The organism is Paenibacillus amylolyticus (assembly GCF_001570725.1).
Taxonomy (GTDB): domain Bacteria; phylum Bacillota; class Bacilli; order Paenibacillales; family Paenibacillaceae; genus Paenibacillus; species Paenibacillus amylolyticus_A.
In genome coordinates this window covers 214,915-230,943 of sequence record NZ_BCNV01000005.1, presented here as the reverse complement: position 1 = coordinate 230,943, position 16,029 = coordinate 214,915, and the positions used below count along the sequence as shown (strand labels likewise).

At 46.4% G+C, this 16,029-nt stretch carries 17 protein-coding genes; 4 read left to right on the top strand and 13 right to left on the bottom strand.

The window, feature by feature from the left end:
• The first annotated feature begins 50 nt into the window (after positions 1-50).
• On the top strand, positions 51-1,358 hold the full coding sequence (locus PAHA3_RS21050; RefSeq protein WP_062836654.1) for a VWA domain-containing protein: 1,308 nt from the start codon (positions 51-53) through the stop codon (positions 1,356-1,358).
• Between the two features lie 23 nt (positions 1,359-1,381).
• Here the strand turns inward: PAHA3_RS21050 and PAHA3_RS21045 are convergent, their stop codons facing one another.
• On the bottom strand, positions 1,382-2,197 hold the full coding sequence (locus PAHA3_RS21045; protein ID WP_062836653.1) for an SDR family NAD(P)-dependent oxidoreductase: 816 nt from the start codon (positions 2,195-2,197) through the stop codon (positions 1,382-1,384).
• Between the two features lie 240 nt (positions 2,198-2,437).
• Here PAHA3_RS21045 and PAHA3_RS21040 point away from each other — a divergent pair, with 240 nt between their 5' ends.
• The gene (locus PAHA3_RS21040; protein ID WP_235599521.1) at positions 2,438-3,106 is read left to right on the top strand and encodes a TetR/AcrR family transcriptional regulator; all 669 of its coding nucleotides are present in this window, start codon (positions 2,438-2,440) and stop codon (positions 3,104-3,106) included.
• A gap of 133 nt (positions 3,107-3,239) precedes the next feature.
• Here the strand turns inward: PAHA3_RS21040 and PAHA3_RS21035 are convergent, their stop codons facing one another.
• The 5 genes from PAHA3_RS21035 to PAHA3_RS21015 form a co-directional block, all read right to left on the bottom strand.
• A complete protein-coding gene (locus PAHA3_RS21035) occupies positions 3,240-4,301 on the bottom strand; it encodes an LLM class flavin-dependent oxidoreductase (RefSeq protein WP_062836651.1) in 1,062 nt (353 codons plus the stop codon).
• Between the two features lie 154 nt (positions 4,302-4,455).
• Positions 4,456-4,842 (bottom strand): retropepsin-like aspartic protease, encoded by a 387-nt coding sequence (locus PAHA3_RS21030; RefSeq protein ID WP_062836650.1) that lies wholly within the window; start codon positions 4,840-4,842, stop codon positions 4,456-4,458.
• On the bottom strand, positions 4,839-5,096 hold the full coding sequence (locus PAHA3_RS21025) for a hypothetical protein (protein ID WP_047840923.1): 258 nt from the start codon (positions 5,094-5,096) through the stop codon (positions 4,839-4,841). Before PAHA3_RS21025 ends, PAHA3_RS21030 begins: the two co-directional genes overlap by 4 nt.
• A gap of 112 nt (positions 5,097-5,208) precedes the next feature.
• Positions 5,209-6,021, bottom strand: coding sequence for a class I SAM-dependent methyltransferase (locus PAHA3_RS21020; RefSeq protein WP_062836649.1), 813 nt, complete (start codon positions 6,019-6,021; stop codon positions 5,209-5,211).
• Between the two features lie 150 nt (positions 6,022-6,171).
• Positions 6,172-6,513, bottom strand: a complete 342-nt coding sequence (locus tag PAHA3_RS21015) for a zinc ribbon domain-containing protein YjdM (RefSeq protein WP_062836648.1) — start codon at positions 6,511-6,513, stop codon at positions 6,172-6,174.
• 241 nt (positions 6,514-6,754) lie between these two features.
• Between PAHA3_RS21015 and PAHA3_RS21010 the strand changes: the two genes are divergently transcribed.
• A complete protein-coding gene (locus tag PAHA3_RS21010) occupies positions 6,755-7,906 on the top strand; it encodes a VanZ family protein (protein ID WP_062836647.1) in 1,152 nt (383 codons plus the stop codon).
• Positions 7,907-8,042: 136 nt separating this feature from the next.
• Here the strand turns inward: PAHA3_RS21010 and PAHA3_RS21005 are convergent, their stop codons facing one another.
• From PAHA3_RS21005 to PAHA3_RS20975, 7 genes are all read right to left on the bottom strand, one after another.
• The gene (locus tag PAHA3_RS21005; RefSeq protein WP_062836646.1) at positions 8,043-9,500 is read right to left on the bottom strand and encodes a carboxylesterase/lipase family protein; all 1,458 of its coding nucleotides are present in this window, start codon (positions 9,498-9,500) and stop codon (positions 8,043-8,045) included.
• A 279-nt stretch (positions 9,501-9,779) separates the two neighbouring features.
• Positions 9,780-10,757, bottom strand: coding sequence for a metallophosphoesterase family protein (locus PAHA3_RS21000; RefSeq protein ID WP_062836645.1), 978 nt, complete (start codon positions 10,755-10,757; stop codon positions 9,780-9,782).
• Positions 10,757-11,095, bottom strand: a complete 339-nt coding sequence (locus tag PAHA3_RS20995) for a DMT family transporter (RefSeq protein ID WP_062836644.1) — start codon at positions 11,093-11,095, stop codon at positions 10,757-10,759. Before PAHA3_RS20995 ends, PAHA3_RS21000 begins: the two co-directional genes overlap by 1 nt.
• A complete protein-coding gene (locus PAHA3_RS20990; protein WP_062836643.1) occupies positions 11,092-11,862 on the bottom strand; it encodes an HAD family hydrolase in 771 nt (256 codons plus the stop codon). Before PAHA3_RS20990 ends, PAHA3_RS20995 begins: the two co-directional genes overlap by 4 nt.
• 94 nt (positions 11,863-11,956) lie before the next feature.
• A complete protein-coding gene (locus PAHA3_RS20985) occupies positions 11,957-13,330 on the bottom strand; it encodes an ABC transporter substrate-binding protein (protein ID WP_062836642.1) in 1,374 nt (457 codons plus the stop codon).
• A gap of 37 nt (positions 13,331-13,367) precedes the next feature.
• A complete protein-coding gene (locus PAHA3_RS20980; protein ID WP_235599520.1) occupies positions 13,368-14,213 on the bottom strand; it encodes a carbohydrate ABC transporter permease in 846 nt (281 codons plus the stop codon).
• 59 nt (positions 14,214-14,272) lie between these two features.
• Positions 14,273-15,148, bottom strand: coding sequence for a carbohydrate ABC transporter permease (locus tag PAHA3_RS20975; protein ID WP_062836641.1), 876 nt, complete (start codon positions 15,146-15,148; stop codon positions 14,273-14,275).
• A gap of 198 nt (positions 15,149-15,346) precedes the next feature.
• Here PAHA3_RS20975 and PAHA3_RS20970 point away from each other — a divergent pair, with 198 nt between their 5' ends.
• On the top strand, positions 15,347-15,919 hold the full coding sequence (locus tag PAHA3_RS20970; protein WP_062836640.1) for a GbsR/MarR family transcriptional regulator: 573 nt from the start codon (positions 15,347-15,349) through the stop codon (positions 15,917-15,919).
• The last annotated feature ends 110 nt before the right edge of the window (positions 15,920-16,029 follow it).

Sequence of the window (16,029 nt, the reverse complement as noted above, 5' to 3'; positions counted from 1 at the left end):
TTACTGTTCGTTTTCAACCATTATATTGGAGAAGAGAGGCTCATCCGATTATGACAGATTCGTTCATCCACTTAAACACAGGCCAGAATACCAGCATCAACGAATCCGCCCAACTTCAGGTAACCATTCAATGTACATCATCTCCTTCTCCCTTGGATGTTAGCTGCTTTATGGTGAACGAAGAGGGAAAGGTACCATCCGACGACTATTTTGTATTTTATAATCAGAAGGCCGATCCCCATCAAAGTGTGCTTCTGCAACAGGCAGAGGAACTGAAATCCTCTTTTGTACTGGATACAAATCAATTACGGCAGGCCCCTGTGGAAAAATGTGTGTTTACGGCTACTCTGGATGCGGGAGGTACTTTCGCCAATGTTCAGGCATGTCAGGCGATTGTACGAGCTGGTTCCCAGCAGATTATCTATGAGATCACGCAGGTCACTGCGGAAACAGCGCTTATTTTCATTGAAATCTACAAGTATCGTGACGGATTCAAAGTTCGTGCGATTGGACGAGGTTTTTTTGGTGGATTGCAGCCGCTGGCAGAATCATTTGGTGTTGAGATCGAGAGTAACGACACCTCGGAAGCTGAACAGGTTCTTCTCACGGCACGAGCTGAAATTGCAGCAGCCTCTCTAGAAGCCCCGGCACCTGTTGTTACACCGAACACGAATCATGCACCGCTAAACCTGACCAAGATCGATCTCCTCAAACGTAAAGTAACCCTGTCTCTGCAAAAGAAAAAGATCGAACCTATACAGGCACGTGTTGCCGTTGTATTTGATGCATCAGGCTCCATGTACCATCTGTATCGCAAAGGCATCGTACAAGAAGCCTTCGAGCGTATCCTGGCGATTGCATCAGCATTTGACGATAACGGAGAGTTGGACGTCTGGTTCTTCGCCAAAGACTTCTTGCGTGCACCTAGCGTCACCGCTAGGGATTTCGAAAATTATATTGAACGAACATATACGCTGGGAAGCAAAGGTGGCACCAACAATGAACCTCCTGTGATGCAGGATGTCATTCGCAAATATACGATCGAGGAACCTAATGTGAAGATCCCAACGTATATTATCTTTTTTAGCGATGGCGGAGTTAGTCAAAAAGGGAAAATTATGCGGCTTATTACCGAAAGCTCAACCAAAAACCTGTTCTGGCAATTCGTCGGCTTGGGACAAGCCAATTACGGTATTCTGGAGAATCTTGATGATATGACTGGACGTTTCATCGATAATGCTGACTTTTTTGCCTTGGACGACATCTCCAAGATCAGCGATGAAGAATTGTACGATCGTCTCCTTACTGAATTTCCAGACTGGATAAAGGAAGCTCGGGCCAAAGGCATTTTGGCCTAAAGCTTTCACCCTACCACCACTAATTAGGCTTGTACTTTTTCTGGTTTACCACCCTCGGAACGTGGACGGAGCATACTCCCTACGATTCGCAACATGGACTTGCGTGGTATGAGGCGGGTGAACTGCGCTGTCCAGTAATTCCTGGCCCCGGGCACAGCATAAGGTTTGCCTGATGCCAGTGCCCTTATGGCTACGGCCACGACATGCTCAGGTGTATCACGTTTGCCCACGGAGGCTTCATCAGCACCCACTACATCAAAGAACGAAGTCTCGGTTGAGCCTGGGCATAGTGCCAAAAACTGAACGCCACGCTTCCTGTTTTCTTCATATAACGCCTCTGTAAAAGAAAGTACAAATGCCTTCGTTGCTCCATACACAGCCATATATGGATCAGGTTGAAAGGCAGCCGTCGAAGACACATTAATGACAGCACCATTTTTGTTCTGCAACATGCCTGGCAAGAAAAGATGCGTCATGTTCGTCAAGGCGAGCACGTTCAACATGATCTCCTCCTGCTGCCGGGAACCATCCAGTTGTTCAAAACATCCATGGGTAGCGAATCCCGCATTGTTGATTAAAATATCGATGTGTATTCCCCGATTCTGACATTCCTCATATACGTTCTGAGGTGCCTCTACTTCGGAAAGATCCGATACGATTACCTCAGCCCTTACTTGATATGTACGTTCTATACGTTCTGCCAATTGATTCAGTTTGGACTCTGTTCTGGCCACCAGCACGATATTTTTACCCTTGGAAGCCATTTCGAGTGCAAAAATTTCCCCAATACCTGAAGAAGCACCTGTAATAAGTACCCATTGATGCTGATCCTTTATCATCTCTCATCCATCCTCTAAGCATAGTTTGAACACTTGTTTTCATTAGGAAACATTGTTTCTTTATGGAATCATCGTAACCAAAATCCATGATCCTGTCAAATTGCATCTGTTGATTTTGCATTTAGATAATAGTGCTTACTTTCGACATTCGGATTAAATTGACGTTATCCAGCGTAAAACAGTAGAATGACCATAGCGAAGGAAACGTAGTTTCTGTTCAACAACAATACGGTTACGAGGATGAATTCAATGAAGGATCTTAATTCGGGTTCCACGGAATCTGCACATACAGTAACAACCTTTCAGGAAGCCAGACTCCAGCACTCGGATAATCTGCGGCAAAATATTGTGCATGCTGCTGCTGCTTTACTGCAAGAGCATGGACCAGAGGCTGTCACGGTACGCCGCGTAGCTGAACGTATGGAGTGCTCCACCAAAATCATATATAATCTTTTCGGTAAAAAAGAAGGGTTAGCCAAACATTTATATTTAGAGGGATGCTCCCTTATGGCCCAGTATTTTGAAGATATCCCCCGGCAGGCCTCGTTCGAACAATATTTCCGTGATCTCGCCTACGTCTACTGGGACTTCGGCATTTCTCAATCTAGCTTCTATCAGCTGATGTTTGGAGGATCTTTTTCCGAATTCAAACCAGATGGAGAGACCTTACAGGGAACAGCAACTGCACTGAAACAAGTGTCTGCCTTGGTTGAGGTAGCGATTGAACAGGGAATGCTTCAGGTGCAAGATCCCCTGCTTGCGGTACGAATGATCTGGGCTCCCTTACACGGTGTTATTCATCTGTACCTGGGAGGCCATATTGAGAGCGAAGAAGCTGCCAAAACCCTCTATGATCATACGTTGTCGATGGTTATACACTCCCTTGTAAGTACATCTGCGAATCAATAAGCATGAAGTCGGTGATGTGTCAGAAGCTTATAGAAGATAAACGAAAAAGGAGCAGGTCCAATAGCGTAATACGCCGAGGACGTGCTCCTTTATTTGGTTCACTCTATTTATATCCGTATCGACCTTCAGTCGATTAAAGTGTCTCTTGGTTCTCCGCTTCCCAACGTGCAATTTCCTTGCGCACGATTGGAGCGACTTCTTTACCAAGCAGTTCGATTGCTCTCATAACCTCGTTATGTGGCATGGTGCCGAGTGGAGTGTGTAACATGAAGCGGGTAATGCCGACTTCTTTGCGCAGATAGATAATCTTCTGAGCGACCGTATCCACATCTCCCACGTACAAAGCACCCTCAAGGCTACGCGCCGCATCAAATGTTGCACGGCTGTAGTGTCCCCAGCCACGTTCACGACCCAATATGTTCATGACCGCTTGCGCTGGCGGGAAGAATTTCTCCACAGCTTCGTCTGTTGTATCGGCAATAAAGCCGTGAGAGTGAGAAGCAACGGTCAGCTTGGAAGCATCATGTCCTGCATGTGCTGCTGCTTTCTTGTACAGCTCCACCAGTGGTGCGAATTGTACCGGACGGCCACCAATAATGGCAAGCACCAGTGGCAAACCAAGCAGCCCTGCACGGACGACGGACTCCTGATTACCGCCACTGCCAATCCATACCGGAAGTTTTTCCTGTACCGGGCGTGGGTAGATGCCCAGATTGTTAAAGGAAGGGCGGTGTTTGCCTTCCCAGGTTACTTTTTCCGAATCACGCAGCTTAAGCAATAAATCCAGTTTCTCGTCGAATAACTCATCGTAGTCATTCAGATCGTAGCCAAACAGTGGGAACGATTCGATAAATGATCCCCGCCCTGCCATAATCTCTGCACGCCCGTTCGAAATGCCGTCCAGTGTCGCAAAATCCTGATATACCCGTACCGGATCATGTGATGAAAGCACCGTTACCGCACTCGTCAGGCGAATATTCTTGGTCTGCGAAGCTGCAGCCGCCAGAATGACAGCTGGTGATGAAGCCGCATAGTCAGCACGATGATGTTCTCCCACGCCATATACATCCAGACCCACCTGATCTGCCAAAACAATCTCTTCAACAACATCGCGAATGCGCTGCGCATGACTGATAAGTTCTCCTGTTTTTACATCCCGGTTCGTCTCCACAAATGTACTAATTCCGATTTCCATTGTCTGTTCCTCCCTGGTATGAAGCGATCCGTTGTTCATCTAACCTATTGTAAGTATATCACCTTTTGTTATGTATCTTAATATTGAACTATTTTTGTGAAAAACACAAGTACCCTCTGTTTCCAGAGGGCACTTTTATGATTTTTTTCTATAATTATGGCTTGTCTATACTTAGTTCCATCAGGTTGGTATTAATTACAACACCAGTCTGTTTCATAAAATTAAATCCCAGAATTCCGTCAATCTCCAAACCATAATCCATATTTCCTATTTCAACTTGAAAATTATTAATCGTTGTTCCATCTACAGTTATAGAATCGAGCGACTTGGTATAAACATACTCTATACCGCCTACACCTCTTATAATATCAACGATATCATCCTCTTCAGGAACCATTCCTACTTCCCGAACTGCATCTGCATTCAACAATGTACTAGCTGATCCGGTATCCAAAAGGACTTTTTCTAATTGTAGTAATTCTCCTCTAAATTCAAGTTTTATGCTTATGAAGGGTAGACCATAAATCTCTAAAATTTTCATCGAGGACCTCTCATGCCAACATATCGTTCTCTTGCCACAACTTCTGGACGTGAAGTGTGAAAAAAGCAGTATTCCCGTCTGGGATCTTCCTGATGCAATTCACCATAACGTTTTAGTGCCTTCGTAGAATCATCAAATGAATCAATCACTGCCATCTCTTCAATGTAACGCTGGCCTTCTCTTGAATGCGCCTTGGTTGCCTCAAAAACGACCCACTCATTAGGGAATCGCTCCTGAACTTCCTTCCATTGCATATTGACACCTCCAGACCATTAGATAGAAATATTATATCATGTACAAACAGCATTCCATGGGCTGAAATTTTCTAAATTATATACATTTTCTAGAGCATTGCCTGTAAATCTATTATTTCTTCCTCCCGATGTACAGCAGATGCGATGAGATCCCCAATATGGAAGGGTCCTTAGCGGCATCTATCATATATTGCATGAGTTCTTCGTACTCGCCGCGCTCTTTCCAATATTGCTGCTGCTCGTCCGTAAGCATCGCTCTAAGGCTGGATGAACCAATCAAATCGACAGTTTCAAATCCATGTTGCTCCATGAACGGTGTAATGTCCTGAATATTAAAGTAATAAGCACCTGTGAATCGTCCGTGATCCTGATGATCGAATATACCCTTCTCAACAAAAGAACGGATGGCTACCATGTGATCATTTGGTTTCCAGTTCTGCGGGGATTGCAGCGAATTGATACTCATGCGCATTCGGCTTTGCATCGCTACAAACACCACGCCTCCTGGCTTGGTTACACGATACAGCTCTCTTACAGCAGCCACACGCTCCTCGACAGTCTGCAGATGATATAACGGCCCCAGCATGAGGGATGCATCATATGTCTCGTCAGCCATACCGGAGAGCGAGGTGGCATCGAGAACATGAAATCCATCGAATTGCTGTGTCAGACCGAACTCCTGAGCCTTTTCCCGTGCAGTATCCACGGAGGACGGTGTCAGATCAGATAAAGTGAGTTGGTACCCCAGCTTCGCCAGTTCCATGGCATACTTTCCCGGTCCTGCGCCATTATCCAGAATACAACCAGTAGCGGGGAGATGCTCCCTGATGTAATGCATGTTAATGATGAACTCAATCGGTTCCCGCTCCAATCTCCCCCACTCATCAAATCCGGAATAATATTCAATAATGTGATCTCTCTTCATCGCTCTGACACCTGCCTTTTCTTATATGTAGGCTACTCAAACATGTTCAAAAAAATAAATTCCAATCAGTATATATCTACTAAATATTTCCTGTCAAACAAAAAAAAACGTTCAATTCCCGTTGAAAGCGGGACTGAACGTTTCTTGATCTTATATCTTTTTCACAAACTCAGACTTCAACTTCATCGCACCCAGGCTGTCGATCTTGCAATCAATATCATGATCCCCATCAATCAGGCGGATATTCTTCACCTTTGTGCCCTGTTTGACCACGAGTGAACTGCCTTTTACCTTCAGATCTTTAATGACCGTAACGGTATCGCCATCATTTAGCACATTTCCGTTGGCATCACGGATTACTTTTGTATCCTCTGCGTTCTCATTGTCTGCTTCCAAAGACCATTCATGCGCACACTCTGGGCAGACCAGCAGGTTACCATCCTCGTACGTGTACTCAGAATTACATTTCGGGCAGTTAGGCAAATTAGACATATGTATTAAACTCTCCATTCTACGATTGGCTTTCCCGCAAGTATACGGGATTTCGGCGATATGTTCCATACGCTTGGTCACTGCATGAATGGATTTAAACCAAATTTAAGGTTCATGCATCCCTCACTTTAAGGGTAACTACTTATGATGTAACTATTAGATACGCGCTATAAATACATGAAATTGAATCTCTATTTCTCCATGAGAGTTACTATATTTACTACCAAAGGAGTGCCCACTCATGTCTTCATATGTTTTCCCTGTGCAAACGGCTTTTTTGATCTTTGTCGTCGCGGCTATGTTTTTGCTGGTGCCGTGGTTGATCTATGGGTATCGTAAAGACGGCTTCTTCAGTTGGTCAAGGTTTGGCGTAAGCTTTTCCTTTATCTTTTATATTCTGGCTGCCTATTGCCTCGTCATTCTCCCGTTTCCGACTACGCAAGATACCTGTGCGCAGCAAGCCGCTGACACGATCTACTACAATCTGGTTCCATTCACCTTTGTCAAAGACATCATGAAAGAAACTCCCATTGTATGGTCCCAGCCTTCCACCTATATCGGAATGATTCAGGGCAGAGCCTTTCTGCAAGTGTTGTTTAATGTCCTGCTTCTCATGCTGCTGGGTGTATACATCCGTTATTTTTTCCAAAAGAGATCGTTCTGGACGTATGCCCTGCTTGGCGGATTCGGGCTTTCCTTATTCTTCGAGATCACCCAAATCACCGGATTCTACGGGTATTATAATTGTCCTTACCGCCTCTTCGATGTGGATGATTTGCTATTGAATACGTCAGGAACCATACTTGGATTTGTCACAGCGCCCATCCTGCTTGCTTTATTCCCATCACGTGCAAGCATTCAGGCGAAGAGCGAACAAATTGTGGAGCAAAACCGAGTGTATACTATGCCTCAATTGCTCGCACTGATGATCGATGGATTCGGTGTTGTCTTCCTTTCGAATCTGATCTCCATCTTCACAGCATCTGATGTGATCAGTGATGCCCTAAGTACATCCATTGCTATGGTCATTGTCCTGTTCTTCATCCCTTGGGTACGAAATGGGGTAACTCCAGGCTCGGCCATCTTGCGCTTCCGCTATGTGGATCGTCAGACTGGCACAGCTACCAGTGAATCTTTATTTAAAAGATTTATTTCACTCTATGTTCCATGGCTACTATTTACGATCATTCGCTTAGTCAACGATTATGCGTTTTCCGGTCATCCGGATGTCATGCTTGAACCCTATCGCGCATGGATCTCTGTGGGAATGTTTGGTCTATCTATGCTGATCTCCTTCATCTTGTTCGTCCATATCTTGATCGTGCTGTTCTCCCGTGGAAAACGTTCCTTCTACTTCGATGAGGTGTCCCGCACACGGGCCTCTCGTAAATAGTTATCATGTCTGCTGTGCATCCGTAACCGGAATTATAAAAAGGCGACTTCCACGATAAAGAATGGAGGTCGCCTTTTTATATCATTGTGGCCTTATAGCTAGTTATACATTGCATGGATGCAACAGCACATTCGGACTACAGCCCCAGTAACTCACGTTTGGATGCCTCAGGATCATGTACAACTTCAATCTCATGGTCGAAGATCAATGTCGCGCGATCCTGCTCATAAGCAGGCCAGTCCACCCCTGCGGTAGCCGGTTTACCGTTCTTGGCAAAAGAAATCCAAGCATCCTGTACTTTAAGCGCTAGTTCCGCTGCGGCCTCATCCGGCTCGGCATTCATATATTTCAATACAGGCAGTGTATTGAAGACAAAGTACATTTCAATGCTGTGAACTGCTTTATGAAGAAGTGGATGCTCTGGCATCACCCAATCGAAACGATACATCCACACTGGCGCATGTTGCTGCTGTGCAGCCGCATATTGTACCGAAGAACGCCAGAAATATAGATCGGTCATGACCTGTGCTTGACCATCTGCCGTTTTGGGATAGCTGTCTGCAATAGCTGCACGATTCTCCAGATCCGGCGTCATAAAGTCAACGGCTTGTACCATATCGATCTCTGGTGAATACGGAATATGCGGCTGGATAAACAACGAACCTTCATGCAACGTTGTACCGATTAACACAGGAATATCCTTCGCCTTACCCTCGCTTATCGCCTGAAGCGGCGTCTGAGGCAGAGTTACTGCATCCAGTACAGGCTGGAATAACAAGGCCATCCCTGCACCGCTCTGCTGTTTGATCGTTTCTGCGGCTGCGATGATCTGCTCTGCCGGAATCGTCTTTAGCTTCTGTAGGTCACTTGGCTCTACGCCCAGAATCTTCAGCATGCCATCACGTACAGCAGATGCTTGTTCTGCCGGCATGAACTGTGAAGCTCCACTTTGCATAATGACACGTTGAAACAGTCCCTTGGAGGCAGGCATAGCCATCAATGCTGCGATACTCATGCTGCCTGCCGATTCTCCGAATACCGTGACTTGGTTCGCATCACCGCCAAAAGTAGAGATGTTATCTTTCACCCACTGCAGCGCCGCTACCTGATCCAGCAGACCAACATTCGTGGCAAATGAGTCACCTAGCGGTGCCATATGCATGAATCCGAGTGGTCCAAGTCGGTAGTTGATCGTCACGACGATTAAGTCACCTCGAAGGGCCAACTGTGTACCATCGTATACAGGGAAACTTCCGGAGCCGGCTACAAAGGAACCACCATGAATCCACACCATAACCGGTAGTGGTTTCGCTCCCTTTTCCTTAGGTGCCCATATGTTCAGATATAGACTATCTTCTGATTCATTCGGGGTTCCTGTCACACCTTCTGGTTGATGGTTTCGTTGCTGTATATTCTCAGGGCCAAATTGAGTGGCCTGTCTTATTCCCTCCCATGTCTCGGGTTGAACCGGAGCCTGGAAACGTAACTCACCTACTGGGGGTTTAGCATAGGGTATACCCTTCCATACGCTTGCACCATGCAAAAGCTCGCCTTGAACAGTACCGTACTTCGTTGCAACTTGAAGTTCTCTCATGCCGCTTCTACTTCCTCTCCATGAATAGGTTAGACTAGCGTTTAATCAGTTAATGTGTACTTATTTGAGTATAGTTTGTACGAACACTCATTTACAACTTTACCCAAATTCACATCCCTTCTGCTACGTTTCACGTGGAACTTTATGGGATGCATGATCTGATACATATCTTTAAGACGGATACCAAAAAGGCCACCCTTAAAGCAATGTCATTAAGTTTAACTTGTCTTAATGGCATTGCCCCTTAGAGTAACCCTTTCCTTTTTATCACCCAAATAACTACCCTTCTACAGGATAACTTACCGTAAACGCAACACCCTCGATCCATTCGCCCGTAACAAAGTTCCGCCCCTTTACAACCACTCGATCCTTATAAATCTCCACATGAAGTCCTTCACTACCTTCCAGATGCTCATCCTGATCTGTCCAGAGATAACCTACAGACGAAGCATTGAACATGGTTGGCATGTGGCCTGCACCATCGTACATCGTATGCAGTGCTTCCAGTTGCCAATGGGTATGGCCAGAGAAGAGGATTGCTTGCGGGTATTTAGCAAGAACCGCTTTGAGTTCAGCATCCTGATTCACACCATACCATCCCTGTTCCTTTAACGATCCAGCTACCGTATCCATAAGCGGCTGGTGCAAGAACAGGAAGATGGGATGATCTAGTGTTGCACGCTCAGACAATTTCGCATCCAGCCACTCCAACTGTTCAGTCGACATATCACAATCCTTCGGATGAGGTTGCTCAGTGCCCAGGAATATATAATGATACCCATCGATCCAATGATCGTGGTAAGAGCCCCTCATGCCTGTTGTCCCTTCAAAATCACTTAAGCGACGTTGCCATAACCCGGCGACGGTAATGGATGCAGCTTCTTCTGAGATATCTTGGCCCTCCTGCTCCAATAACTCAGCTACTTCATATTCTTTCATCTCGAGCAAAACGATCGGCGGATCTTGCCATACCACGGCTCCAATATCATGGTTACCTACCGTGTAACGGATGTCCGGCAAGTTCTCCGCATGTTGCTTCCATATGCGTTGCAACTCACGATATTCACTCGGCAACCCCCGATCCGTCACATCACCCACATGCATGATTCCACTGCTCCCCTGACTAAATGTAGCTATGTCAGCTAATGCTTGGTCCAGATGCCGATTATGAATATGGTCTGCCTCATCCCGCACATGTGTGTCCGTAATGACCTGAAAGCTGGCAAGAGGTTGCTCAGAGGTATGTTTATTTTCCATCAAGAATCACTCCATTTCAGTCCAATAATGCCAATCAGAATAAAACCGATCCAGACCATCGACGTGAGCCGCAGACGTTCACCGAAATAGTAATGCCCTACGACGCCAATGAGCGTGATGCCCACCCCAGACCAGATCGCATAGGCCACAGCCAGCGGCATATACTTCACTGCAAAATTCAGAAACGTAAAACTTGCGCCATAACATACAAACATCATAATCGAAGGCCATAACCGTGAGAATCCATCCGATACTTTTAGCAAAATAGTAGCACTCAGCTCCAGTCCGATGGCCAGAGCCAACAGAACCCAGCCCAAGTAAGCGTGACTGTTCGTCATCGGCCAAGCCCACCATTCAGCAATTCATGGAAAGATTGAATCGTTCTGTCCGCCAAGCGGATTTTTCCTGGTTCTCCAATCCCAATCCTGTAGCCTGCACCAGCGGTTCGTGCCATCTCCATGTCTCCGTCCGTATCTCCAATGACCACCGTATGCTGTACAGATACACCTAACCGTTCACAAGCAAGTAGAAGCATATCGGGAAAAGGTTTGCCCCGCTTCACCAAATCTGTACCAATCACCACGTCAAAAAAGGAATCCAGTCCCATCCACTGTAAATGTTTAATTGCACTTGGTGTATCATCTGCCGTCACTACACCCATAACGACACCTTCGCTACGGCACTGTTCAAGGAATTTACGAACGCCCGGTAACGGATGTGCCGGACGATGCTGCTCCATCTCTTCCTCCGCTCGCGCCAAACACTCCCGAACCATGATCTTGGCTTCCGCCCAGCTGAGACCCGCACGATATCCATGCCATGTTAACACGGCATACACTTCATCCATGGTTCCCATTGCAAGCGGGCCCCGCACATCATACCCATTCATTCGACCCTGGTCATCGTGGAAAGTTCCCCAGATCTGCGGAAGTTCATCTGTGTTAATACGAAGTCCCCGGGTTGCCAACTGGTCTCTGAAGTCGCTCAACACACAATCGGTCCAGAACCCCCACATGCCCGTAAAATCAAGTAATGTCCCGTCCTTATCGAACAAAACAGCTTCAATCGGATTCGGTAATCCGTCCACATACGTCTCATCTTGCATTGGTTAAACTCCTTGTCTGCGATCTTGTATAACGGAAAGGACGGTACAGCATGTACCGCCCCTTTCGCTTGATTCACTTGCCTGTATACGTTTCTTATTTCGTTACACGATCCAGTTCTTTCTGCGCTTTCTCTTTCGCTTCCTTCAGCGCTTGTTCAGCTGGCATATTATTGATCTGTACTTTATCAGCTGCATCTTTCAATGCATCGTTGATTTTGCCACCTGTTGGATCCTGGAATGGAGCCGAAGCGTGAGCTGCTTGTTGCAGTGGTACAGTGATCTGTGGATTTTCCTCACTGAATTTCATGAACTCTGGATCTTGTTGAGCCGATTGACGCACTGCAATATATCCGGTATTCATAGACCATGAAGCTGTGTTGGACGTCTCAGAGAAATACGTAAACCATTTATAAGCAGCTTGTTGTTGCTCTGGACTCGCTGCTGCCGGAATACCTGCCAAAATGGCATTCGCTACCGGTTTACCTTCACCACTGCCTTCCCAACCTGGTTGTTGCATCGCAGCGACTACGCTAAAGTCCAAGTCACCTTGGTCACCACTAGATCCGGTGTAACCTGCTGCTTTATTTTTCATCACATTATCAATCGTTTTGTACCAATATTCCCAACCTTGACCACCATACTCGATGCCCATGATTTTGTCTTCATTAATCCATTTACGGAACAGGTCCCATGTCTCGATCCACTCTGGGGAGTCGATCATGACTGTTTTGCCATCGTCGCTAAGGATTTGACCACCCTTACCCAATACAGCATCAATCATGTTGTCTTTACCCCACATCGGTTGCCAGCCAGAGAACGTTGTCTTGCCATTCTCTTGTTTGCTCATCTTCGCTGCTGCTTCAGCCAACGCTTCCCATGTTGTCAGACTCGCTGGATCGATTCCGTTCTCTTTTAACGTATCCATGCGGTAATACATGATTTGGGTCGTTCCATACATAGGTAGGAAGTATTGCTTACCATCCACCTGTCCCTGGTTCAGGAACGTTTGAATGAAATCGTCTTTCTTAAAATTCGGGTCCGCTGCAATCATCTCATCCATCGGTGCATAGTATCCTTTGCGTGCCCAGTCTATGTTAGCACTCAGTACAGCGGCCGGAACCTTCTTGGAAGCAATCGCTGCTTGTAACTTCTGTTCCGTCTCCGTGTAATCTGCTTGTACAATTCCCTTCACAACGACTTCGTTCTGGGAGGCGTTGAACGCATCAATCGTTTTTTTCATGTTATCGCCCAGATTACCACCCAGACCATACCAGAATTCAATCTCCACCGGATCTTTCGCCTGAGCTTCGGTCCCACTGGCAGCAGCCGTCGTGCTTGATTCTGCGGGTGCTTGTGTTCCACAAGCTGTCATTAGCGCAAAGCTAGTCGCGAGTACCAGCGACATGCCACCCTTCCAGTTCAACCTCAATCTCTTTTTCCATGTCATGCTTGCCTGACTCCAATTCATTGTCGTTCCTCCCGTTTTAGGTGAATGGTAGTGCATATCAGTTCTTGTTCACACCAGCCGTAATATTAACGCTCTGCATGATCGTCTTCTGGGTGAACAGGAAGAGAATAAGTAGTGGTGCGATGGTGAAGGCACTCGCAGCCATAATCTGTGGCCAAGCCAGTCCATATGCCCCGCCTTCTACAAAGAAGCTGCGCAGACCAGCCGATACTAGCTGTAAGTCAGGGTCTTTGGTGATGAGCATAGGCCAGAAATAGTTGTTGTACTGTTCAATAAACGTAATCAGAACCATCACGGCGAAGCTTGAGCGAACAAGCGGCGTGATAATCGTCCAGAGAATCCGGAAGTGGGATGCACCGTCCAGCTGTCCGGCTTCCACCAATTCATGAGATACCTGCATGAACGCCTGCCGGATCAGAAAGATCGAGAACACGCTGACGCAGTTGGATACAATCAAGCCTGTGTAGGAATCTAGCAAGTTAAGTTCGCTAAGCACCAGGTAACTAGGCAGATATACGGCTGTACTCGGTATCATATAACCCACCAGAATCAGGGATGTCAGTACACCTTTGAGACGGAATTTCATATGTGTCAGAGCGTAAGCCATCATACTGGAGTTGACGATCTGAAATAGACAGATGGCTAAGGCTACCCCGGTACTGTTCAGAATGTAGCGGGCAAATGGAGCCGCATTCCAGGCGTCCACATAGTTGCTCCACAGGAACGTCTCCGGCCAGAAGGTCGGCGGGAACTGCCAGATCTCATCATTGGTTTTGAATCCACTAATGACCATCCAATAGAAGGGAAAGGCTGTACCCAGCGCGATAACGGCTAACAGGAGATAGCGGATTAATTTACTTATTTTAAAATTCGGTTGTGACACGTTCTGCAACTCCTTGCGCTTCATCCGTTTAGACTTTTTGTTGGGCAATGTCATTGTCATTAGTAGTGCACCAGACGTCTGCCAAGCAGGAAGGATACTCCCGACAGCAACACGCAGATCAGAATAATCACAACGGCGATGGACGAAGCTTCGCCTACGTTAAAAGATTCGAATGCAGACTGGTAATACATGTACAGCAACGTTCTCGTTGATCCCGCCGGTCCGCCCTGCGTCATGACATTAATCTGGTCATAGGCTTGCAAGGACTGGATGGTAAGAATAATCGAGAGAAAAAATGTCGTTGGTGAGATCAGTGGCATTGTGATACTTCTGAACTTGTCCCAACGGTTTGCCCCATCGATCGAAGCTGCTTCCAGTAGATCGGACGGTAGATTTCGTAGTGCAACCAGATAAAATACCATCGCCCACCCAATTGACTTCCAGAGAGTAACGATTAGTACTGCAACCAGTGCCCAGTCCGCGTCACGCAACCAGCCGATCGGAGATACACCAGCCCAGCCCAGCATCAGATTAGCGAGTCCGACTTCGGGCTCGAAGATCCAAGACCACGCAATGGACACCGCAACTGTCGGGGTGACCCAAGGTGAGAAGAGTAACGTCCGGAAGATGCCGGATGATTTGATTTTGCTATTCATGAGCATCGCAAGTGCCAATCCGCCCACAATGGTTGGGATCACACTCCCCAGTCCGAATAACAAGGTGACTTTCAGTGACCGATAGAATTCGGAGTTTGTTAGCAGATAACTGTAATTGTCCAATCCAACGAACAACTTGTCCGGGCTCATGAAGTCCCAATCGGTGAAACTGAGATAAACGATATATCCCAGAGGTCCCAGCCAGAAGATCAGCAATGGGATTAGAGCTGGCAGCGTGAATAGCACCGCTTCAGACTCCCTCCATAGTTTTAAACGCAAATCCCCCACTCCTTACTGTTCAATTTTTCTTTAATGATTGGGAATTTTTGAGTATAATCAACTTTATATTTCTTCTGTACAAAATTGATTGTACACTCGTATTGAAAATTCTAATTCCGGGTTATGTTAAAATTGGAGCAAGTCATGTAAAATATGAGGCAGCTAGTGGGAACGCTATCATAAACCAGAGGTGACATTGTGGGAAAAGAAACTGCCAGGAACCCGAATCATTCTTCGTTACCTGATCGGCATGCGCTGAGGGAGAGAGTCATTGAGGCCATCGCTAATACGATGGATCTGTATGGAGTTAATCATACGTTTGGCAAATTATACGGCATCATGTATTTTGAGGATCGACCGATGACACTTGAAGAGATGAAAACCTCGATGAATATGAGCAAGAGCAACATGAGCTATGCGGTTCGTTCGCTTACAGAGTCACAGATGATCTATAAACTGGAGGAAAAGAAGGACCGTCAGGATCAGTATCTGGCTGAGACCGACTTTTATCGTACATTTCAGAATTTCTTCGGGGCCAAGCTCCAGCGGGAAGTAGATGTCATGTTAGAAGGCATTCGTGAAGTCATCCCTGACCTGTCGACCATGATCCTTTCGGAACATACCTCTTCTGAAGATCGAGATGATGCGCTGAGGGATCTGCACAAACTCCAACATGCGGAGCAGTATTACGTCTGGCTACAAGGATTCGTGGATCAATTGCGGGACGGTAAATTTTACGAAAATGCTTCGCATACACCCAATAAAGATTAGTTCACTACATGGTGGAATAACGCCGCTATGATTCGTGTGTTGAGTCACACTAAACGCAAAAAGGAGCTGTCCCTAGCCAATGTATGGCTTTTTGGAACAGCTCTTTTTCT